This window comes from Nocardia sp. NPDC057455, assembly GCF_042802775.1.
Lineage (GTDB): Bacteria > Actinomycetota > Actinomycetes > Mycobacteriales > Mycobacteriaceae > Nocardia.
On record NZ_JBHVDM010000039.1, the window covers coordinates 21,092 to 40,972 of the forward strand.

A 19,881-nucleotide genomic window follows, 5' to 3' on the forward strand; every position below is an offset into this window, starting at 1 on the left:
GTCCAGCCAGGCCGTATCCAGCGCGCTGATCGCAACCTGATTCGAGCCGGAATGGGTCAGCGATCCAGGCGGGGGAACGGCCGTTCGGCCTCGATCAGATAGGCCAGCTCCAGGAGGGTGTGTTCGTTGCCGCGGGTGGCGGCGAACTGCACCCCGACGGGCAACCCCGTGTCGGTCAGCCCCGCGGGAACGGTGATGGCCGGCGTCCCGGTGATGTTGTTGATCGGAGTGAAGCACACGTAGGCACGCAACCGGTCGATGAGTTCGTCGAACGGTACGGTCGGACTGAGGTAGCCGAGCTCCGGCGTGGTGTGGCCGAGAGTGGGGAGCAGCATCGCGTCGTAGGGGCCGAGGGTCTGTTCGTAGGTGGCCGCCGCCGCGCGCAACCGGTAGAGCGTGAGCGGCGCGTGCAAGGCCCGGCGGAGGAAGAGGGCACGGAGGCCGACGGTGAGGTCGTCCACCCGGCGCACGTCGAATCGGCGGTCGAGGAACCGTCCCGTCGTGGTGATCGCGGCCGCGAGCAGGCCCCAGTAGTGGAGGAAGGCGCTCTCGATCGTGGCGTCGAACGGCAGCGGAACCGGCTCGACCGAATGGCCGCCTGCTTCGAGGACACGCGCGACATTTTCGACGGCCTCCCGGGTCGGACCGGCGGACAGCGGCCCCGCCAGGTTGTCGAGCACGAGTGCTATGCGCATGCGCCGGGTCGGAGGGCCCTCGACGCGGCCGATCGGTGGCAGCGCCGGATTGCGCCAGTAGCGTTCGGCCGCCGCGGTGTACGCCGCCGTGTCGCGCACCGTCCTGGTCAGGACTCCTTCGCTGACGATGTCGACCGGCAACGTGCGCGCAAGCCCGGACACCACATGCCGTCCCCGGGTCGGCTTCAGGCCGACCAGTCCGGCGCACGCCGCGGGGATCCGGATCGATCCGCCCCCGTCGTTGCCGTGCGCGATCGGGACGACACCCGCCGCCACCAGTGCGGCGGCCCCGCCCGACGACCCGCCCACCGAGTAGCCGGTGTGCCACGGGTTGCGGGTGGGCGCGACGTGCGGCGTTTCACTGCTGGCGTTGAAGCCGAATTCGGGCATGGCGCTCTTGCCGAGAACGGTGAGGCCGGTGCTGAGGAACTGCCGGGTGTAGCCGCTGTGCGCGCGGGCGGGCCGTGCGCGGAACGCGGCCGTGCCCTGATTCGTCGGCATGCCGGCCACGTCGGTGTTGTCCTTCACGAAACTGGGCACGCCATAGAAGGCGCCGGTCCGCTCGGCGGGCAGCAGCGGTTCCGCATAGCTCGGGTAGGCGACGGCCGCCAGCTCTTCCACCTGCTTCGCGCGCGCCGCCGCGGCGGCGGCGAGTTCATGTGGCGAGAGAGCCCCGTCGCGCACCAGAGCGGCCAGGGCGACGGCGTCGTGATCCCCGAGCGCGTCGTCGGCGAAGGCGTGGACGCGCGTGGGTAGCGGAATATGAGCGTCGGCGGTCATGTCTCGAATCTAATCTGTGCACCAGACAGTTCGTCCAGACCGGAAAGGACAGCAGGTGGCGGCGACATATCCGGATCCGGTGCCGCCGAAGGGGCGGGTCGGCTCGCTGTTGTTCGCCCTGCCGCCCGCGGGCAGGCGGTGGAGCGTGGCATTGCGTGCCGCGCTGGCGTTCGCCGCCCCCGCCGCGATCGTCACCGGTCTCGGACATCCGGACGCCGCGGTCTTCGTCATGTTCGGCGCCTTCGCGGTGCTCTACGGCGAGGGGCGACCGTTCCGGGTACGCGGCCGGGTCGTACTCGCGGCCGGATCGGCGCTGCTCGCCGCCTGTGGCGTCGGCGCGCTGATCGGCGCGGTACTGGACACCGGGTTCGGTTCGTCGCTGCTCATGGTGATCGTGGTGTCGGCGATCGCGGTCGTGGCCGTGTTCGTCATCGACGCGCTGCGGCTCGGTCCGCCGGGTGCGCTGTTCTTCGCGCTGGTCTGCGCGGGCGCGATGAAAGCCGTCGAGGCCGGGACCGCGGTGGTGACGTTGTTGCTCTGTGCGGCCTGCGGTGTGGTCGCGTCGGTCGTCGTCTCGATGGCGGGGGTGCTGCGCGATCGCCGCAAGCCCGAACGGATCGCGGTCGACGCGGCGGTCCGCGCGGTCGACGCCTACGTCGTGGCAAGGGAGGCGGGGACGCCCGCCATCGACTTGCGCCACCGGGCGGGCGCGGCGATGGCGGACGCGTGGGCCGCGGTCTACGACGCGGGCCCGCCCTCCGACCCAGGGGAAGCCGAACTGCTGGCCACCCTGCAGGGCGCGCGGCGCAGTCTCGCCGGGCACGCTCCCGACGACGACACCGACGATCTGCTGGTCGATCCGCTGATCTCGTTCGCCCGGCCGGGCGTCGGCTTCCGGCTGCGTCGTTCCCTGTCGTTCGCCTCCCACGCGGCGATCAGCGCAATGCGCGTCGCCGGAGGCTGTGTGGGCGCGGGTGCGCTGAGCGCGCTGCTCGGTCTGGACCGGCCGCACTGGGCGGTGCTCAGTGCCCTCATCGTCTTGCAAGCCGGGCCCGACCGGGTGCGGGGGCAAGTGCGGGCCATTCACCGGTTCGTCGGAACGATCGCGGGCCTCGGGCTGTTCGCGCTCATCTACCAGCTCGGGCCGACGGGGTACGCGCTGATCGCACTGGTCGCCGCGCTGCAGTTCTGCATCGAACTGTTCGTGCCGCGTAATTACGCACTGGCCGTCGTCTTCATCACGCCGGTCGCGCTGATCGCGGGCGGGGTCGCCACCACGGGCGGCCCGATCGGGCCGGTGATCCGCGATCGGCTGTGGGAGACCATGATCGGGGTCGCCGTCGCCGTGCTGGCGCTGCACGGTGTCGCGCCTCGCGGGCACCGGCGCACCTTCCGCTGGATGGAACACCGGGTGCGCACCGCCGCCCGCGCCCTGCTCGACCACCTGCGCCGCAAGCCGATGGACGCCGAAGCATGGGTGCTGGTCCAGCGTCTGCAATTCGAGCTGGTCGGCGTGGTCCGCAGCGGCATCGACTCGGCGACCGACGACCCCGAGTGGACCCGCGAGTACTGGCCGGAGCATGCGGCTCTCGCACACTTCGGTCACGATCTGCTCGCCGCCTGCTGGGTGCTGCAGCCCGGACAGCGGCTGTCCGGCGTGGACGGCTGGGCGGCCCGCCTCGCGACGGCGCGGTTCGACCCGCAAGCGCCGGCACAACCGCCTGCTAGCGTTCGGCGCATGCATGACAGCGTGACCGTTCGGATGGCCGCCCCCGCCGACAAGATCTGGGAACTGGTCAGTGACATCGAGAACACCGGGCGGTTCAGTCCGGAGACGTTCGCCGCGGAGTGGCTCGGTGGCGCCACCGAGCCCGCGGTCGGCGTGAAGTTCCGCGGCCATGTCAACCGGAACGGCTGGGGGCTGAAGTACGCGACCGTGTGCCGCATCGTCGCCTGCGAGCCCGGTCGCGAGTTCGCGTTCACCGTGCTCGGGCCGAAGGGCATGCCGATCAACACGTGGCGCTACGTCTTCGAACCGGTCGACGGCGGCACCGATGTCACCGAGTCGTTTCAGCTGCACAGCAACCCCGTGCTGCGGCTGTACTGGTTGCTCGCCGGGTGGACGCGCGGCAAGACCAACGTCGAGGGAATGCGCGAGACGCTGAACCGGATCAAGGCCGTCGTCGAATGATCCCGGCCGACAGCCGCCCGAAAACCGCGACCGCTCCCGTGCTGCTCGTGCTCGGCGCCGGTCCCGGTGTCGGGCTGTCGGTCGCCCGCCTGTTCGGGGCCGACGGCTACACCGCGGTGCTGGCCTGCCGGTTACCCGAGGAGGCCGAACCGTTGGCGGAGCACCTGCGTGAGCAGGGTTTTCCCGCCGAGGGCGCCGGTGTGGATCTGCGCGATCCCGCCCACGTGGGCCGGCTCGTGGCGGAGGTGGGCGAGCGCCATGGCCGCATCGACGTGTTGCACTTCAATCCCAGCATCTTCCGCGAAGCCGATCCGTTGCAGCTCTCGGTCGCCGATTTGATCGAGGACTTCACTGTCGGCGCCGCGGCATTGCTGCCTGCCGTCCAGGCAGCACGTCCTTTCCTGGCCGATGGCGCCCGCGTGCTGGTCACCGGCAGTGCGGCCGCGGACAAGCCGTGGCACCGGGCCGCCTCGCTCGGCGTCCAGAAGGCGGCGGTGCGCAATCTGGTCACCAGCTTGGACGCCACCCTCGCGCCCGCCGGTATCCGGGCCGTCGCGGTGCAGGTCAACGGTGTGCTGGGCGAAGGAGCGTGCACGCGGGACCGGGTCGCCGCGGCGTTGCACGCGGCGGCCACCCGCCCGGCCGAGGGATGGACGCCGCACGTCGCCTACGACGGCTGACTACCTGGGCCGGATCGCCGCGAACTCGATGGGCAGGTGCGCGGGCCCGCGCAGGTTCACATGTTCCCGGTACGGCGGCGGGTCCACCGGCAGCGAGGGGGATTCGACTCGTTGCGCGAACCGGGTCAACGCCACGCGTGCCTGCAAGCGCGCCAGGGGAGCGCCGAGGCAGAAATGCGCCCCCAGACCGAAGGCGAGGTGGCGGTTCTCGCGTGCCGGATCGAATCGGTCGGGGTCGCCGAACACCGACGGATCGCGGTGCGCGGCGGCGACGAGCAGCACCACCAGGTCGCCGCGCTGGATGTCCATGCCGCCGATGTCCATGTCGTCGGCGGCGATGCGCGGGATCAGCTGAACCGGTGGGTCGAAGCGCAGCGTCTCCTCGACCACGCCCGCCGCCCGGTCGGGATCCGCCCGGAGGGCGGCGAGTTCCACGGGCCTGCGCAGCAGGGCGAGGGTCGCGTTGGCGATCAGGTTGACGGTGGTCTCGTGCCCGGCGACCAGCAGCAGCGCACAGGTCGAGATCAGTTCCGCATGGGTGAGCGCGTCACCGGCGTCTTCGGCGGCGATGAGTTCGGACAGCAGATCCGGGCCCGGTGCGCGGCGGCGGCGATCGACGAGTTCTTCGAAGTAGGCATGCAATTCGGTCCCGGCGCGCCGGAGCTCCGCCGGGTCGGCGCGGAACTGGGCGGCCGCGCGGGATGTCGGGTCGAGCGTGCGGGACAGCAGCGCCGACCAGGCGCTCAGCCGCGCCTCGTCCGCGAGCGGGACGCCGAGCAGTTCGCAGATGACAGTCACCGGCAGCGGATAGGCCAGGTGGTCGACGGCGTCGAAACGTCCCTCGCGGGCGCGCTGGTCGAGCAAGTCGTCGACGATCTCGGTGATCCGAGGCTCCAGTCGCCCCACGACGCGCGGAGTGAACGCCTTGGCCACCAGGCGGCGCAGGCGAGTGTGATCGGGCGGGTCCAGAAACAAGAACGAGGGTTGTGCCTGTGCCGCACCGTCTTCGCGTGTCCCGTCGTAGATCGGCATCGAGCCGAGCTGCAACCGGGAAAGTGACCGGTCGACGCTCGCCCGCGGATCGCGCAGCACCGCGGCGCAGTCGGCGTAGCGCGTCAGCACGACCACCGGCGCCGTGCCGATCCGGAACGCGCGGGAGTCACGTAGCCGCGCGAAGAGGGGATACGGATCCGGCCGCACCGCGGGGTCGAGCAGACGCACGTAGTCGTCGGTCGGGTGGTTCGTGGTCGTCATCGACACTCCCAGCTGTCCGGCCCGGAACGGGCACCGGTATCTTCGGTATTATTCCGATACCGATGGTAGGAATGCAATACCGAGTCGGGATGCGAAGATAGCGCCATGACATTGCGGCGCCCGGTCGACGATTCGGTCACCCGCGTCGTCGAACTGCTCGGCGACCGGTGGACCATCCTGCTCATCGCCGAGGCGTTCTTCGGAGTGCATCGCTTCAGCGACTTCGCCCGCAATATCGGCATCACCAACCGCAACCTGCTCACCAGCCGCCTGCGCATGCTGATCGACGCGGGCATCTTCACCCGCACCGACCACGGCGGTGGGCGCGTCGACTACCACCTCACCGCCGCGGGCCGCGAGCTGTACCCGATCGTCACGGCGATGATGGTCTGGGGCGATCACCACCTGGTCGGGCCGGAGGGCAGGCCGATCGTCCTGGAACACCGCGCCTGCGGGCAGGAGACCGAACCCATGCTGGTCTGCGACCACTGCCGCGAGCCGATCGACCCGCGCGAGGTCGAACCCAAGGCAGGTCCGGGCTTCCATCAGCCACCGGGCACCGAACAAGCCGGTTGAGGGAATCGCTCGGGCCGAGTATCCGCTGAACGGGTGCTCCGGCATCGGCGCCGACGTCGCGCCGAGCTCACGGTGGGCGTCACGTGTTCCGAGCCGTATGGGAGCGGAAAGGCCGAGCTCGGCGCCACGTCGATCGCGGATGTCGCGGGCGCGGCCGGCCCGAAGTGCGTCGCGGCCGAGCGGCGCTCAGTCCAGCAGCTTGACGAATGCCTCGGCGAGATAGAGCGGTAGGAGTAGGTAGTACAGCAGCATCGCCATCGAGCCGGCTCCGATCGTCAACGCGGTCCCGCGCGGTGCCGTCGCGGGTCCGCCGCGCAGGGATTGGAGACCGAGTGGTCTCGCGAGTGCAGGAATGTAGTGCAGCTTCCCGGCATCGGCAAGGGCAGCCAGCGTGTCGGCCGGAGGGCGGACGCTATCGAAGCGCGCTGCCCTGCACCCACTGATCCCATGGCAGACCCCAGTCGCCGTTCTGCCAGACCTCCAGCGGGGCGCCTCCGGTGTTACGGATCTCCACGACGTCACCGGGGACGGCGAAGTTGAAGAACCACTGGGCGTTCTCGCCGCTCAGGTTGAGGCAGCCGTGGGAGACGTCGGTGTTGCCCTGGGCCCACACGGTGGAGTCGAGTTGATGTAAGTAGATTCCGTCGGAGCTGATCCGGGTCGCCCAGCCGATGGCCTCCTTGTAGCCGAGGCGGGAGTTGATCGGCAGGCCGTAGGTGGAGGAGTCCATGATCACCGGATTGGCCTTGTCCATGACCGTATAGATCCCGGGCTGGGTCCAGAAGGTGATCGTCTTGCCGCCGACGACCTCGCTGCCTCCCCTGCCCATCGAGGTCGGCATGGTGCGGATCAGCTTGCCGTTCTCGAAGACCTGGATCTGCTTGGTGTCGTCGTCGGCGATCGAGACGTGCGACGCGCCGATGGTGAACGTGGTCTCGGTGTCCTCTTGGCCGTAGAGCCCGCGGCCGAGCTCCTGGCCGTAGATGTTCGCCGCCACCCTGACCTTGGTGCCCGGCGCGTAGTACTCCCGTGGGCGCCAATGCGCGTTGCGATCGTCCAGCCAGTACCAGGCACCCTCCACCGGCGGATCGGTGGTGACCGACAAGTGCTTCTCGGCGGTGGCGCGATCGGGGACGTCCTCGTCGAAGTGGGCCACCACGACGGTGCCCACCCCGAACGTGCCGCCGTCGGACAGCGGTGTGCCGCCCGTGGTGGTCAGCGACACCTTCGTCTGATTGTTCGGGGTCAGCGTGGAGAAGGTCGAGGTGGTCGGGCCGGTCCTGCCGGTGACGGTCAACCCTTGCGCGGTCACCGTGTAGGTGCGGCCGTAGCCGAGCGGCTCGGTGGGCTTCCATGCCGTCTGGTCCGGCGTCATGATCCCGTCGACCGTGTTGCCCTGCTCGTTGGTCATGGTGACCGAGGTGAGCTGCCCCTCGGTGGCGCTCACCTGGATCGGTGCGAGCGGATCGACGTTGCCCGCGCCCGACGCGGGGGTGATGGCGATCGGCGCGGGCGTCGGGCCGACCGCACCCGGCGCTCCACCCGGCCCGGACGAGGACGAGCACGCCGCCACGATCACCGCCATGACCAGGATGATCCCGGCGACGACTCCGGATCGGACGCGTCTGGTCCCCAATTCATTCTCCTGTGTTTCGCCCAGCGCAAGAATGGCGCATCCGCGCCTACTACCCCGGATTTTACCGACCGTCCTCCTGCACGACCCCGCGCGAAGCAGGACCCACGGCAAATTCCCAGCCACCGCACAGGAACGACCGGCCGGGAACCACTGGGGTGCTGCGGTTGCGCGGCCAGGGGTGACGGCCGAAAGTACCGATCGGGAGGGTGTCGGTGCGTGCCATGCTGAGGGCCGAACCGACCGAGGGGAACGAATGCAGAATCGCCCATCGGCAGCGGAGCTGCTGGAATCGCTCGCCGAATTGCTGGAGCAGACGCTGCTGCCCGCCCTGCCCGCGGGGTTGCAGCACAAGGCGCGGGTGGGCGCCAATCTCGCCAGGATCGTGCGCAGGGAGATCGAAGCGGGCCCCGCCGCGGCCGAGCGGGAGCGCGAGTTGCTCGATGCGGTAGCCGAGGATGACGAGCGACTCTGGGAAGCGCTGGTTGCAGTCGTGCGGGCCGATCTGGCGATCGCCAAACCGGGGTACGACACCTGGGCCGGCGAGTGAGCGCCGAGCTGGCACGCGGTTTGGCCCGGTTCCTCGAGTCGGGGAGCGGCCGCGCGGTGACGGTGTCGAACGTCGAATACCTCTCCGCGGGCGCCCGCCGCCGTAACGTCGCCTTCGAGGCCGACCTGGGCGGCGGGACGCGACGGCTGGTCGCGACCATCGTGCCGAGCGCGATCGAGCTGGTCCCGGTCGACGTGGAGGCCGCCGTCCGGGAGCTGGCGCGGACGCACGGTGTGCCGGTGCCCCCCGTGGTGGCGATCTGCGCCGATGGCGCCTATGTCGGCGGGCCGTTCGTAGTCTCCGAACGGGTGGACGGGGAAACCGTGCCGCGCAAGGTGTTACGGCTGGCGGAGGCGGCAGGTCTCGGCGAACGAGTCGCCGAACAACTCGGTGCGGCCATGGGCCGTCTGCATGCCATCGACCCGGCGACCGCACCCGCTCGCCTGCCCGAAGCGGCCGCCGATCCGGAACGTCAGCTGACCGAGGCCGGCGAGCACGTGCGCGCGCTCTTGCCGGATCGGCCGGTGTTCGCCCTCGCGCTGCGCTGGCTGGAACGCCACTGCCCGTCCGCGCCGCCCCGTACGGCGCTACTGCACACCGACATGCGCAACGGCAACATCGTGGTCGGGCCCGAGGGCCTGCGGGCCGTGCTCGACTGGGAAGGCGCGCAGCGCCACGGCGATCCGATGCGCGATGTGGCCTGGCCCGCGCTGCGCATGTGGCGTTTCCGCGCGGACGACCGGGAGTTCGGCGGGCTCGCGGGCCGCGCCGCTTTCGTGCGCGGGTACCAGCGCGCAGGCGGCAGTTTCGACGAAGACCGGTTCCGCTGGTGGAAGGTGATGTGCACGCTCGCCTGGGGCGTCGGACTGGCCGGGCAGGCCGCGGCCCATTCGGACGGCAGCGTGCGCGACATCGTGATGGCGGCCAGCGGGCGCCGCGTGTCGGAAATCGAATGGGACCTGCTGATGCAGATCCGACCCACTGCGAAAGGCTGATCGCCTCATGGATTTCGAGCTACCTGCGGAACTGGTCGACTACCTGGCCGAACTCGACGCGTTCATCGAGCGGGAGATCTCGCCGCTCGAGCAGGCCGACGACAACATCCGCTTCTTCGACCACCGCCGTGAGGACGCCCGCACCGACTGGGATCGCGGCGGCCTGCCGAACGCGCGATGGGAGGAGCTGCTGGCCGAGGTGCGCAGGCGCGCCGACGCCGCCGGGCACCTGCGGTACGCGTTCCCCGCGCAGTACGGCGGCCGGGACGGCACCAATCTGGGCATGGCCGTGATCCGCGAGCACCTGGCCCGGCGCGGCCTCGGTTTGCACTGCGATCTGCAGAACGAGCACGCCATCGTGGCCAACAACGTCGGCTTGCTGCTCATGCTCGAGCACGGCACACCCGCGCAGCAGGCGGAGTGGGTGGACGGGCTGGCCTCGGGGACGAGGTTCTTCGCCTTCGGCATCACCGAGCCCGAGCACGGCTCCGACGCCACCCACATGGAGACCGCGGCGGTCCGCGACGGCGACGGCTGGGTGATCACCGGGCAGAAGACCTGGAACACCGGCGTGCACATCGCCGACGCCGACCTGATCTTCGCGCGCACCTCGGGCGGTCCCGGCGACGCGGCGGGCATCACCGCCTTCCTGGTGCCCACCGACGCGCCGGGATTCGTCGTCGAGGAGTACCTCTGGACCTTCAACATGCCCACCGACCACGCTCGTGTCTCGCTGAACGGCGTCCGGGTGCCGGACAGCGCCGTCTTCGGCGGTGAAGGTCGCGGCCTCGCGGTGGTGCAGCACTTCTTCAACGAGAACCGGATCCGCCAGGCCGCGTCCAGTCTGGGGGCGGCGCAATACTGCATCGACGAGTCGGTGGCCTACGCCAAACAGCGCAAGCCCTTCGGCAAGCCGCTGGCCGCCAACCAGGCGATCCAGTTCCCTCTGGTGGAGCTGCACACCCAGTGCGAGATGTTGCGCGCCCTCATCCACAAGACCGCGTGGTCGATGGATACCTACGGCACGTTCGCCGTCTCCGAGCAGGTCTCGATGTGCAACTACTGGGCCAACCGGTTGTGCTGCGAGGCCGCCGACCGCGCCATGCAGGTGCACGGCGGCCTCGGCTACTCCCGGCACAAGCCGTTCGAGCACATCTACCGCCACCACCGCCGCTACCGGATCACCGAGGGCGCCGAGGAGATCCAGATGCGGCGGGTCGCGGGCTACCTGTTCGGCTTCATGGGAAGCAAGGCGCCGAAGGGCGTGTGACGCGGCGGCTCAGAGGCGGCGGATCCGGGCCAGCCACGCGGCGAGATCGACGTGGCCGGACGCGGATACCTCCAGGTTCGCCGCGTCCTGGGCGACCGGGTCGGTGACGCGCCCTCGGTACCGCGTCGGCCGCAAGTCTTCCACCGCCCAGCCGTCGCCGAACGACTCCCGGATCAGGGTGTCGCTGATCCGGGGGCCGAACCCCGGCTCGACATCGGAGAGCGCGAGAACATGAACCGTGCCGCCCGGTTTGCAGATCGCGTGCAGGCTGCGGACATAGGCGGCGCGCGGCTCGTCCTCGGTTCCGAAGACGTGGAACAACGCGCTGTCGACGATGGTGTCGAACGCGGGCGCGGAGCCGGGCGGGTCACCGGCGAGGTCCGGCCGGTCGCCGAGCGCGAGCGCGTCGGCCACCTCGAAGGCGGCCGACGGCACACCCTGTTCGGTCGCGTTGGCGCGCGCGTATGCCACCGCGCTCGGCGACATGTCTATGCCGCGCACGTCGTACCCGAGCCTGGTCAGCAGGATCGTGTGCTCACCGGCGCCGCAGCCCGGGTCGAGCACGCGTCCGGTGATGCCGCCCTCCCGCTCGAGCGCGACGATGGCCGGTTGCGGCTCGCCGATCACCCAGGGCGCGGTGTCGTTGTCGTAGACGGTGTTCCAGAAATCAGCTGGACGAGTCATGCCACCATGCTTCATCCTCAACCGCGCTCGAGGTCAACCCGCCACACTCGCCGAGGTACCGAGCCTGCCTTTTCGCAGCGGTCGAAGGTGTGCGTCAGGGCCGCACGACTGGGTACGCGCGGGTTATGAGCACACCGAATATCGATCCGACGACGGCGGAGTCGATGCAGCAGGACGCGGATTTCGCCGACGAGCACACCAAGCCGACGCACGCCGACGAACACCCGGCCGGCGCCGAACTCGAGACCGACGAGTCGACGCCGAGCGGGCACAGCGGCATGGATCAGTGAGCCGGGCACGGTTCCGCGTGGGAACCGTGCCACGTGCTCAGGCAACGGCGATCAGCCTGGCCGCGTTGGCGGATCGGTCGTCGGCCGCCTGGTTGGCGGCCAGTTCGGCGTGCACCCGGTCGCGATAGCGGGTGATCTCCCGCTCGGTGGCGGCGGCGTCCCAGCCGAGCTGCGCGCCGATCAGCCAGGCCACCTCGGGAGCGGCGGCCAGGCCGCGGTCGGCCGTTTCGATCGATACGCGGATGCGGCGGGTGAGCACGTCGTCCAGGTGCAGTGCGCCCTCATGCGTCACCGCGTACACCACCTCCGCGCGCAGGTACCCGGGTGCGCCGGTCAGCGGTTCGCCCAACGCGGGCTCGCGGGCGATCAGGTCGAACAGATCGGTGATCATCGAGCCGTAACGGCCGAGCAGACGCTCCACCGTCGCCCGCGGCAGACCCGAGCGCTGCGCCAGGCTGTCGAGGTCGGCGGCGAGTTCCTGATAACCCACCGCGCCGAGGATCGGCAGGTGCTCGGTCACCGACGGGGCCACCGCGCGGCCGAGTCCGGCCACCGCCGCGTCCACGACGTCGGCGGCCATCACCCGGTAGGTGGTGTACTTGCCACCCGCGATCACGAACAGGCCGGGAGCGGGTTCGGCGACCGCGTGCTCCCGGGACAGCGTCGCGGTGTCGGCCGACGCGCCGGACAGCAGCGGGCGCAGACCCGCGTAGGTCCCGACGATGTCGTCGCGGGTGAGCGGCTCGCGCAACACCCGATTGACGTGATCGAGCAGGTACCGCACGTCGGCGTCGCTGGCAGCCGGGTGGTCCTTGTCCAGCGACCAGTCCGTGTCGGTGGTGCCGATGATCCAGTGCCCGTGCCACGGGATCACGAACAGCACGCTCTTCTCGGTGCGCATGATCAGGCCGGTGTCCAGGTGCAGACGATGGCGTGGCACCAGGATGTGCACGCCCTTGGACATCCGGACGTGGAACGGGAACTCGACGCCGGTCATCCGGTTCATCTCGTCGGTCCACACGCCGGTGGCGCTGACCACCCGGCGCGCGCGGATCGCGTGCACGCGGCCGGTCTCCAGGTCGGTGACCTCCGCGCCGACGACGCGTTCTCCGTCGCGCAGCAGGGCCGTCACCTTGGTGCGGGTCAGCACGGTCGCGCCGTGCCGGGCCGCCGTGCGCGCGATCATCATCGTGTGCCGGGCATCGTCGACCTGGCCGTCGAAGTACCGGATGGCCCCGGTCAGCGCGTCCTCGCGCAGCGCGGGCGCGAGTTCCAGCGCGCCTGTGCGCGACAGATGCCGGTGCATCGGCAGCGCACGGGCGCCGCCGAGGGTGTCGTACAGGGCGACACCCGCGCCGATGTAGGCGCGCTCCCACACCCGATGCCGCAACGGCAGCAGGAATGACACGGGCCGTACCAGGTGCGGTGCCAGCCGGTGCAGCAGCAGGCCGCGTTCCTTCAGCGCCTCCCGCACCAGCCAGAAGTCCAGCTGCTCCAGATAGCGCAGCCCACCGTGGATGAGTTTGCTGGAGCGGCTGGAGGTGCCCGCCGCGAAGTCCCTGGCCTCCACCAGGGTCACGGTCAGGCCGCGGGAGGCGGCGTCGAGCGCGGCGCCCGCGCCGACGACGCCGCCGCCGATGACGAGTACGTCGATCTCGGTGTCGCCGAGTGCGTTCACCGCGCGAGCGCGGTACTGGGCGTCCAATCGTGCGGACACAGCGGTATCTCTCCTTGTTTCGGTGTTATTCGGATAGGTCGGCGTCGCCCCTCATTCGTCGACGTCGATCCAATCGAGGGTGCGGGCGACGGCCTTCTGCCAGCGCGCGTAACCGCGCTCGCGCTGCTCGGCCGACCAGGTCGGGCTCCAGCGCTTCGCTTCGTTCCAGTTCTGTTCCAGCTCGTCGGTGCCGCTCCAGAACCCGACCGCCAGCCCCGCCGCGTAGGCGGCGCCGAGCGCGGTGGTCTCCGCGACCACCGGACGCGACACCGGCACCCCGAGGAAGTCGGCCTGCAACTGCATGCACAGCTCGTTGGCGGTGACGCCGCCGTCCACTCGCAACACGTCCAGCCGCACGCCGGAGTCGGCCTGCATCGCCTCGACGACGTCACGGGTCTGGTAGCAGATCGATTCCAGCGTCGCCCGCGCGAGATGGGCGTTGGTGCTGTAGCGGGACAAGCCGACGATCGCGCCCCGCGCGTCCGAGCGCCAATACGGTGCGAACAGCCCGGAGAACGCGGGGACGAAATACACCCCGCCGTTGTCCTCGGCCTGCCGGGCCAGCGATTCGCTCTGTGCCGCACCGGAGATGATGCCCAGCTGGTCGCGCAGCCACTGCACCGCCGAGCCCGTCACCGCGATCGAACCTTCCAGCGCGTACACCGGCTTCTCCGAGCCGAACTGGTAGGCCACCGTGGTGAGCAGTCCGTGCTGCGAACGCACGATCTCGGTACCGGTGTTGAGCAGCAGGAAGTTTCCGGTGCCGTAGGTGTTCTTCGCCTCACCCGGACGGAAGCAGACCTGCCCCACGGTGGCGGCCTGCTGGTCGCCGAGCACGCCGGAGAGCGGGACTACGCCGCCGAACGGTCCGTCGGGGCGGGTGGTGCCGAAAAGTTCCGCGTTCGCCGAGGGCGCGATCCTGGGCAGCATCGCGCGCGGGACCCCGAACAGCGCCAGCAGTTCGTCGTCCCAGTCCAGCGTCTCCAAGTTCATCAGCATGGTGCGACTGGCGTTGGTCGGGTCCGTCACGTGCACACCGCCGTCGACTCCGCCGGTCAGCTGCCACAGCAGCCACGTGTCGGTGGTGCCGAACAGCGCGTCGCCGCGCTCGGCGTCCTCGGCTACCCCGGGGACGTTGTCGAGGATCCAGCGCAGTTTGCCGCCGGAGAAATAGGTGGCAGGCGGCAGGCCCGCCTTACGCCGGATGGTATCGCCGTGCCCAGCCCGCTCCAGTTCGGCGGCGATGCGATCGGTGCGGGTGTCCTGCCAGACGATCGCGTTGCAGTACGGCCGTCCGGTCTTGCGGTTCCACACCACCGTGGTTTCCCGCTGATTGGTGACGCCGACCGCGGCGAGGTCGCTCGCGACGAGATCGGCCTTGGTCAGCGTGGTCTGGACGACCGCGCGGGTGCGTTCCCAGATCTCGGTCGGATTGTGCTCCACCCACCCCGGGCGCGGCAGGATCTGCTCGTGCTCGAGCTGGTGGCGGGCCACCTCGTTGCCGCCGTGGTCGAACACCATGAAACGGGTGCTCGTGGTGCCCTGGTCGATGGCGCCGACGTACTGGCTCATCGCGGTCCTTTCGGGAAACTTCGATTGCAAGGAAGAAGGATTCAGAACAGGAACTGCGCGGCGAGTCCGGCCAGCGCGCCGCCGAGCAGCGGACCGAGTACCGGCACCCAGGCGTAACCCCAGTCGGAGTCCTTGCCGTGCGGTGCGGCGTCGGCGTCGGGCGATCCGGCCGGTACGGGTGCGCCCGCGCCCACCGGGGCCAGCACCGCGTCGGCGGGGGCGGACTTGCGCACCGGCAACAGGGCGTGCGCGATGCGCGGGCCGAGATCACGAGCGGGGTTGATGGCGTAGCCGGTAGGCCCGCCCAGCGAGGCGCCGATGCCGACGACCAGCAGCGCGGCGGCGGCCGGGCCGAGCCCGCTCGGTGTGTGGCCGAAGGTGAGAATCACCAGGACGAGGGTGAAAGTGCCGATCACTTCGGTGACGAAGTTCCAGCGCAGCGCGCGAATCGCGGGGCCGGTGGCGAACACCGCCAGCTTCTTCTCCTCGTCGGTCTCGGCGTCGAAGTGGCGCTTGTAGGCCATGTAGGCGGCGGTCGCGCCGAAGAACGCGCCGGCGAATTGGCCGCTCAGATACGCGAGCGTCGCCGAGCCGGAGATGGCGATGCCGGGGGCGAACTCGTCGGCGCCACTGAACAGGATGCCGACGGTGACCGCGGGATTCAGATGGCCGCCGGTCTTGTAGGCGACGTAAACGCCTGCCAGGACGGCGAACCCCCATCCGACATTGATCAGCAGCCAGCCCCCGTCCAGCCCTTTGGACTTCGCCAGCAATACGTTCGCGACCACACCGACCCCGAGCAGCACCAGCACGCCTGTGCCGAGTGCTTCGCTGAGGAAGATCGAGCCGAAGTTCATCGTTGAGCCTCCGTTCGCCCCGCAGGTCGCGGACGCGACCCTGCGTGAAACGGAAGTTACGGCGGGACGCGCAACCCGGATACAGCCGTCGTTCGACAATGTCGAACGGTTCGACTGGTTGCCGGAAGCCGACGCCACTACCGTCCGACTCGCGAGGAGGATGTATGGCGCAGCTCACACTGGGTTTCAATGATGTAGCCCAGGTATTACCAACCGTTCGACAATGTCGAATCACGACACGGGTAGGTTCTCCGACATGCCGGGTGCGATCCAGTCGATCGAGCGGGCGGCGGCCGTTTTGCGGTTGCTGGCCCGTGGTTCCGGCCGGCTCGGCGTCGGCGACATCGCGGGCGCGCTCGACCTGCCCAAACCGACCGCGCACGGCATCCTGCGCACGCTGCAAGGGGTCGGCTTCGTCGAACAGGACCCGGGCACCGGCAAGTACCAGCTGGGTGCGGCACTGCTGCATCTGGGCACGAGCTACCTCGACGCGAACGAGTTGCGCTCCCGCGCGATCAACTGGGCCGACGCGCTGGCTGCTCGCACGGGCGAGTCGGTGCGGATCGGCACGCCGATGGACGGTGCGGTCGTCGTGGTGCATCACGTGTTCCGGCCGGACAACACCCAGCAGGCACTCGAACTCGGCGAACTACTGCCGCCGCACGCCACCGCGCTGGGCAAGGTCCTGCTCGCCTACGACGCCGACCTGGCCGCCGCGATGCGCCGCACCGAGCTCGCCCCGCTCACCCACCGCACCCTCGTCGACCGCTCCGCGCTCGCCAGGGCGCTGGGCGGCGTCCGGCAGGCCGGATGGGCGGGTGACATCGAGGAAGTCCGGACGGGCGAGGCGGGTATCGCGGCGCCGATCCGGGCGCCCGGTGGGCTCGTGGTCGGCGCCATCGGCATCACCGGCGCCGTGGACCGGCTCTGTGACGCCCAGTTGCGGCACCGGCCCGCGCTGGTCGGCCAGGTGCTCGACGCGGCACGGGCGGTATCGCGCGACCTCGGCGCCGGACATCGACTCTCGTCCGACCGGTGACCAGCCGACGTCGACCAGGAGCAGCCGAGCATGAAGCAGCGATACGTGCTGGCCATCGATCAGGGCACCACCTCCACGCGGTGCATCCTGTTCGACCAGCGTGCCCGGCTCGTCGGCGTCGCCCAGCGGCCGCACCGGCAGCACTATCCGCGGCCGGGATGGGCCGAGCAGGACGCGCTGGAGATCTGGCGCAATGTCGAGCGGATCGTGCCCCAGGCAATGCGCGATTCCGGCGTGGCCGCCGACCGGATCGCCGCGCTCGGCATCGCCAACCAGCGCGAGACCACCGTGGTGTGGGACCGCCGCACCGGAACGCCGATCGGCCGGGCGATCGTCTGGCAGGACGTGCGGACCGAAGAACTGGTCCGGGAATTGGAGGGCAAGCCCGGCGCCGACCGCATCCGTGAGCTGTGTGGCCTACCGCTGGCCAGCTATTTCGCCGCGCCGAGGCTGCGCTGGATGCTGGATTCGGTGCCCGGTCTGCGGGAGCGGGCGGAGCGGGGTGAGGTGCTGTTCGGCACCATGGAGACCTGGTTGATCTGGAACCTCACCGGAGGTCCCGACGGCGGCCTGCATTTCACCGACGTCACCAATGCCAGCCGCACCCTCCTGATGAACTTGCGGACCCTCACCTGGGACGACGAGCTGCTGGAGTTCTTCGGCATCCCCGCCCGCATGCTGCCGCGCATCCAAGCGTCCACCGCGTCCTACGGCAGCACGCGCCGGGTGGTGCCGGGCATCCCGATCGCCGCCGCGCTCGGCGACCAGCACGCCGCGTTGTTCGGCCAAACCTGTTTCTTGCGTGGGGAGACCAAGTGCACCTACGGCACCGGCGGCTTCCTCATGATGAACACCGGACGGGAACTGGTGCGCTCCGGGCACGGCCTGCTCACCACGATCGGTTACCAGATCGGCCCGGAGCCGGTCTACGCGCTGGAGGGCCCGATCGCGGTCACCGGCTCGCTGGTGCAGTGGGTGCGTGACAGCGTCGGGCTCGTCACCAGCGCGCCGGAGATCGAAACCCTGGCGCGCACCGTCGAAGACAACGGCGGCTGCTACGTCGTGCCCGCCTTCTCCGGCCTGTACGCGCCGCATTGGCGCAGCGACGCACGCGGTCTCATCGCCGGATTGACCTCCTACATCACCAAGGGCCACATCGCCCGCGCCGTGCTCGAGGCCACCGCTTGGCAGACCCGCGACGTAGTGGAGGCGATGAACGCCGATTCCGGCCTGCAAGCCGCGGCCTTGCGCGTGGACGGCGGCATGACCTCGAACAACCTGCTCATGCAGATCGTGGCCGATGTCCTGGACGTTCCGGTGTCGCGTCCGTTCGTCGCCGAGACGGTCTCGCTCGGCGCCGCGTACGCCGCGGGCTTGGCCGTCGGTTACTGGCCGGATCTGGAAGGATTGCGGAACAATTGGCGCCTTGCCGCGCAATGGATTCCACGGATGGACCCCGAGCTGCGAGCGGATGAGTACGACAACTGGAAGCGCGCCGTGGAGCTGACCTTCGGCTGGGTCCGGTCGCCGAAGCGGGCGCGACGGTGAGTCACGGTCGTGGTCGCGTGCCACCGGGACGAGCGTGTCGGGACGGTGGGTTAGCGTCGGAAGCATGCGGCTGTACGTGGGATGTGCGATGTGGACGCACGCGGCTTGGCAGGAGAGGCAGCTCGCGCCGGGGGAGCGGCTGCGCTGGTACGCCACGTGGTGCAACGCGGTCGAAGGCAATACGACGTTCTACGCGACGCCGTCGCGGCGCACGGTGGAATCCTGGGCGAGTCAATGTGATCCCGGCTTCCGGTTCGTGCTCAAGCTACCCAAGCCGATCACCCACGAACGCAGGCTGACCGGCGTCGAGGAGGATCTGCGCTCGTTCCTCGCAGCGATGCGGCCGCTCGGGGAACGCATTCACGCGCTGTGGGTACAGCTGCCCGGCTCGTTCGGCCCCACCGATCTCGGTGCGCTGGCCGGATTCCTGCGGCAATTGCCGAACACCTATCGGGCCGCCGTCGAGGTGCGGCATCCCGCGTTCTTCGCCGACGAGCAGGCGGCGCGCGGGCTCGAGTACGTCCTGTCCAGGGTGGGCGCCGAATGGGTTCCGTTCGACACCACCGTGCTTTTCGACGGTCCACCCACCAGCGCGGCGGAACAGGAGGCGGCGTCGAAGAAGCCTCGGGTGCGGCGCAGAATGCGCGCCCTCACCGAGTATCCGATCGTGCGGTACCACGGCCGCGACGATGTCGAGCGGACCGTCGAGGGCTGGCAGCCGTGGGTCGGCACGGTCGCCGAGTGGTTGCGGGAAGGCCGGTCGCCGACGGTGTTCCTGCACACGCCGGACAACGCCGGCTCGCTCGAGCTGGCCCGCCGCTTCCATGCCGAGGTCCGCGCCCTGCTGCCCGAGCTCGACCCGTTGCCCGAGCCCACGCAGGCCGAGCCGATGACCCTTTTCTGACGGAAGAGGACGGTCCCGCAGGAGCTATCGAACTCCTGCGGGACCGGTGGAAGCGCTCAGGACCGCAGACCGGCCTCGACCTCGAGGGTGAGCGTGATCTTGTCGCCGATCACCGCGCCGCCGTCGGGCAGTGGCATGTCGATGGTGATGCCGAAGTCGCGGCGGTTGATCACGGTCTCGGCCTCGAAGCCTGCGACCGGCCCCTGGCCCATGCCGGGGTTGACGCCGAGGAACTCCACGTCCAGCGAGACCGGCTTGGTGACGCCGCGGATGGTGAATTCGCCGTCCACTACGAAGTCGTCGCCGTTCACCCGGAAACCGGTGGACTTGAACGTGGCCACCGGGAACTGTTCGGCCTGGAAGAAGTCCGCGGTGCGCAGGTGCGCGTCGCGCTGCGGGTTGTCGGTGGTGACCGAGTCGACCCGGATCTCGGCCTCGGCCGAGGCACTGCCGTCCTCGCCGATGACGAGCTTGCCCGAGAAGTCGGTGAAGCGGCCGCGCACCTTGCTGACCATCAGGTGGCGCACCGAGAAGCCGAGGGTGGAGTGGGCGGGGTCGATGGCCCAGGTGCCCGCGGTCAGAGCGTTGGTGGTTCCGGTCGACATGACGTTCTCCTTGGTGATTGAGGATTGAACTAGTTGGGCGT

The 19,881-nt window shown here is 69.9% G+C and carries 18 protein-coding genes and 1 pseudogene; 11 read left to right on the forward strand and 8 right to left on the reverse strand.

All coding sequences use genetic code 11. The features are described 5' to 3' along the window. Window positions 1-56: 56 nt before the first annotated feature. The gene (locus tag ACFU5M_RS17700) at window positions 57-1,475 is read right to left on the reverse strand and encodes an amidase (RefSeq protein ID WP_379050138.1); all 1,419 of its coding nucleotides are present in this window, start codon (window positions 1,473-1,475) and stop codon (window positions 57-59) included. Between the two features lie 943 nt (window positions 1,476-2,418). Here ACFU5M_RS17700 and ACFU5M_RS17705 point away from each other — a divergent pair. The 3 genes and pseudogenes from ACFU5M_RS17705 to ACFU5M_RS17715 all read left to right on the forward strand — a co-directional run. Next, window positions 2,419-2,814: pseudogene (locus tag ACFU5M_RS17705) on the forward strand (FUSC family protein); the annotation flags it as partial. Between the two features lie 399 nt (window positions 2,815-3,213). After that, window positions 3,214-3,666 (forward strand): SRPBCC family protein, encoded by a 453-nt coding sequence (locus ACFU5M_RS17710; RefSeq protein ID WP_379050213.1) that lies wholly within the window; start codon window positions 3,214-3,216, stop codon window positions 3,664-3,666. Beyond that, a complete protein-coding gene (locus ACFU5M_RS17715) occupies window positions 3,663-4,346 on the forward strand; it encodes an SDR family NAD(P)-dependent oxidoreductase (protein WP_379050140.1) in 684 nt (227 codons plus the stop codon). The genes ACFU5M_RS17710 and ACFU5M_RS17715 overlap by 4 nt, the downstream gene beginning before the upstream one ends. Here the strand turns inward: ACFU5M_RS17715 and ACFU5M_RS17720 are convergent, their stop codons facing one another. Then, window positions 4,347-5,600, reverse strand: a complete 1,254-nt coding sequence (locus ACFU5M_RS17720) for a cytochrome P450 (RefSeq protein ID WP_379050143.1) — start codon at window positions 5,598-5,600, stop codon at window positions 4,347-4,349. A 105-nt stretch (window positions 5,601-5,705) separates the two neighbouring features. Between ACFU5M_RS17720 and ACFU5M_RS17725 the strand changes: the two genes are divergently transcribed. Further along, window positions 5,706-6,176 (forward strand): winged helix-turn-helix transcriptional regulator, encoded by a 471-nt coding sequence (locus ACFU5M_RS17725; RefSeq protein WP_379050145.1) that lies wholly within the window; start codon window positions 5,706-5,708, stop codon window positions 6,174-6,176. 412 nt (window positions 6,177-6,588) lie between these two features. On the opposite strand, the gene ACFU5M_RS17730 is transcribed toward ACFU5M_RS17725, so the two are convergent. Beyond that, window positions 6,589-7,761 carry an Ig-like domain-containing protein gene (locus ACFU5M_RS17730; protein ID WP_379050214.1) on the reverse strand — a complete coding sequence of 391 codons (1,173 nt, stop codon included), beginning with the start codon at window positions 7,759-7,761 and terminating at the stop codon, window positions 6,589-6,591. A 304-nt stretch (window positions 7,762-8,065) separates the two neighbouring features. On the opposite strand from ACFU5M_RS17730, the gene ACFU5M_RS17735 reads away from it, so the two are divergent. Genes ACFU5M_RS17735 through ACFU5M_RS17745 form a run of 3 tightly spaced genes read left to right on the forward strand, consistent with a single transcriptional unit; the run spans window position 8,066 to window position 10,624 of the window. Continuing rightward, window positions 8,066-8,359 carry a DUF6285 domain-containing protein gene (locus tag ACFU5M_RS17735; protein WP_379050146.1) on the forward strand — a complete coding sequence of 98 codons (294 nt, stop codon included), beginning with the start codon at window positions 8,066-8,068 and terminating at the stop codon, window positions 8,357-8,359. After that, entirely contained in the window at window positions 8,356-9,354 is a 999-nt protein-coding gene (locus tag ACFU5M_RS17740; RefSeq protein WP_379050148.1) for a phosphotransferase family protein, read from the forward strand. Before ACFU5M_RS17735 ends, ACFU5M_RS17740 begins: the two co-directional genes overlap by 4 nt. A 7-nt stretch (window positions 9,355-9,361) precedes the next feature. Beyond that, window positions 9,362-10,624 carry an acyl-CoA dehydrogenase family protein gene (locus ACFU5M_RS17745; protein ID WP_379050150.1) on the forward strand — a complete coding sequence of 421 codons (1,263 nt, stop codon included), beginning with the start codon at window positions 9,362-9,364 and terminating at the stop codon, window positions 10,622-10,624. Between the two features lie 9 nt (window positions 10,625-10,633). Here the strand turns inward: ACFU5M_RS17745 and ACFU5M_RS17750 are convergent, their stop codons facing one another. Further along, complete coding sequence (locus tag ACFU5M_RS17750) at window positions 10,634-11,308, reverse strand: class I SAM-dependent methyltransferase (RefSeq protein ID WP_379050151.1); 675 nt, start codon at window positions 11,306-11,308, stop codon at window positions 10,634-10,636. Between the two features lie 125 nt (window positions 11,309-11,433). On the opposite strand from ACFU5M_RS17750, the gene ACFU5M_RS17755 reads away from it, so the two are divergent. Further along, window positions 11,434-11,598: a hypothetical protein gene (locus ACFU5M_RS17755; protein WP_357042974.1), complete on the forward strand. Its 165-nt coding sequence runs from the start codon at window positions 11,434-11,436 to the stop codon at window positions 11,596-11,598. A gap of 37 nt (window positions 11,599-11,635) precedes the next feature. On the opposite strand, the gene glpD is transcribed toward ACFU5M_RS17755, so the two are convergent. The 3 genes from glpD to ACFU5M_RS17770 are packed head-to-tail and all read right to left on the reverse strand — an operon-like array spanning window position 11,636 to window position 15,744. After that, entirely contained in the window at window positions 11,636-13,315 is a 1,680-nt protein-coding gene (gene glpD, locus ACFU5M_RS17760; RefSeq protein ID WP_379050154.1) for a glycerol-3-phosphate dehydrogenase, read from the reverse strand. A gap of 51 nt (window positions 13,316-13,366) precedes the next feature. After that, window positions 13,367-14,887: a glycerol kinase GlpK gene (glpK, locus tag ACFU5M_RS17765; protein WP_379050156.1), complete on the reverse strand. Its 1,521-nt coding sequence runs from the start codon at window positions 14,885-14,887 to the stop codon at window positions 13,367-13,369. 41 nt (window positions 14,888-14,928) lie between these two features. After that, the gene (locus tag ACFU5M_RS17770; RefSeq protein ID WP_379050158.1) at window positions 14,929-15,744 is read right to left on the reverse strand and encodes an MIP/aquaporin family protein; all 816 of its coding nucleotides are present in this window, start codon (window positions 15,742-15,744) and stop codon (window positions 14,929-14,931) included. Window positions 15,745-16,000: 256 nt separating this feature from the next. On the opposite strand from ACFU5M_RS17770, the gene ACFU5M_RS17775 reads away from it, so the two are divergent. From ACFU5M_RS17775 to ACFU5M_RS17785, 3 genes are all read left to right on the forward strand, one after another. Continuing rightward, the gene (locus ACFU5M_RS17775) at window positions 16,001-16,783 is read left to right on the forward strand and encodes an IclR family transcriptional regulator (protein ID WP_379050160.1); all 783 of its coding nucleotides are present in this window, start codon (window positions 16,001-16,003) and stop codon (window positions 16,781-16,783) included. A 30-nt stretch (window positions 16,784-16,813) separates the two neighbouring features. Further along, entirely contained in the window at window positions 16,814-18,331 is a 1,518-nt protein-coding gene (glpK, locus tag ACFU5M_RS17780; protein ID WP_379050162.1) for a glycerol kinase GlpK, read from the forward strand. Window positions 18,332-18,395: 64 nt separating this feature from the next. Next, window positions 18,396-19,235 (forward strand): DUF72 domain-containing protein, encoded by an 840-nt coding sequence (locus ACFU5M_RS17785; RefSeq protein WP_379050165.1) that lies wholly within the window; start codon window positions 18,396-18,398, stop codon window positions 19,233-19,235. 56 nt (window positions 19,236-19,291) lie between these two features. On the opposite strand, the gene ACFU5M_RS17790 is transcribed toward ACFU5M_RS17785, so the two are convergent. Beyond that, window positions 19,292-19,840 carry a YceI family protein gene (locus ACFU5M_RS17790; protein ID WP_379050168.1) on the reverse strand — a complete coding sequence of 183 codons (549 nt, stop codon included), beginning with the start codon at window positions 19,838-19,840 and terminating at the stop codon, window positions 19,292-19,294. Between the last annotated feature and the right edge of the window lie 41 nt (window positions 19,841-19,881).

Excerpts from the sequence above, each read along its gene's own strand:
- ACFU5M_RS17750 (WP_379050151.1), bottom strand. The coding sequence starts at position 11,308 with ATGACTCGTCCAGCTGATTTCTGGAACACCGTCTACGACAACGACACC.
- ACFU5M_RS17755 (WP_357042974.1), top strand. The coding sequence starts at position 11,434 with ATGAGCACACCGAATATCGATCCGACGACGGCGGAGTCGATGCAGCAG.
- ACFU5M_RS17725 (WP_379050145.1), top strand. The coding sequence starts at position 5,706 with ATGACATTGCGGCGCCCGGTCGACGATTCGGTCACCCGCGTCGTCGAA.
- ACFU5M_RS17745 (WP_379050150.1), top strand. The coding sequence starts at position 9,362 with ATGGATTTCGAGCTACCTGCGGAACTGGTCGACTACCTGGCCGAACTC.
- glpK (WP_379050156.1), bottom strand. The coding sequence starts at position 14,887 with ATGAGCCAGTACGTCGGCGCCATCGACCAGGGCACCACGAGCACCCGT.
- ACFU5M_RS17790 (WP_379050168.1), bottom strand. The coding sequence starts at position 19,840 with ATGTCGACCGGAACCACCAACGCTCTGACCGCGGGCACCTGGGCCATC.
- glpK (WP_379050162.1), top strand. The coding sequence starts at position 16,814 with ATGAAGCAGCGATACGTGCTGGCCATCGATCAGGGCACCACCTCCACG.
- ACFU5M_RS17700 (WP_379050138.1), bottom strand. The coding sequence starts at position 1,475 with ATGACCGCCGACGCTCATATTCCGCTACCCACGCGCGTCCACGCCTTC.
- ACFU5M_RS17720 (WP_379050143.1), bottom strand. The coding sequence starts at position 5,600 with ATGACGACCACGAACCACCCGACCGACGACTACGTGCGTCTGCTCGAC.
- ACFU5M_RS17710 (WP_379050213.1), top strand. The coding sequence starts at position 3,214 with ATGCATGACAGCGTGACCGTTCGGATGGCCGCCCCCGCCGACAAGATC.
- ACFU5M_RS17785 (WP_379050165.1), top strand. The coding sequence starts at position 18,396 with ATGCGGCTGTACGTGGGATGTGCGATGTGGACGCACGCGGCTTGGCAG.
- ACFU5M_RS17735 (WP_379050146.1), top strand. The coding sequence starts at position 8,066 with ATGCAGAATCGCCCATCGGCAGCGGAGCTGCTGGAATCGCTCGCCGAA.
- ACFU5M_RS17775 (WP_379050160.1), top strand. The coding sequence starts at position 16,001 with ATGCCGGGTGCGATCCAGTCGATCGAGCGGGCGGCGGCCGTTTTGCGG.
- ACFU5M_RS17730 (WP_379050214.1), bottom strand. The coding sequence starts at position 7,761 with ATGGCGGTGATCGTGGCGGCGTGCTCGTCCTCGTCCGGGCCGGGTGGA.
- ACFU5M_RS17770 (WP_379050158.1), bottom strand. The coding sequence starts at position 15,744 with ATGAACTTCGGCTCGATCTTCCTCAGCGAAGCACTCGGCACAGGCGTG.
- ACFU5M_RS17715 (WP_379050140.1), top strand. The coding sequence starts at position 3,663 with ATGATCCCGGCCGACAGCCGCCCGAAAACCGCGACCGCTCCCGTGCTG.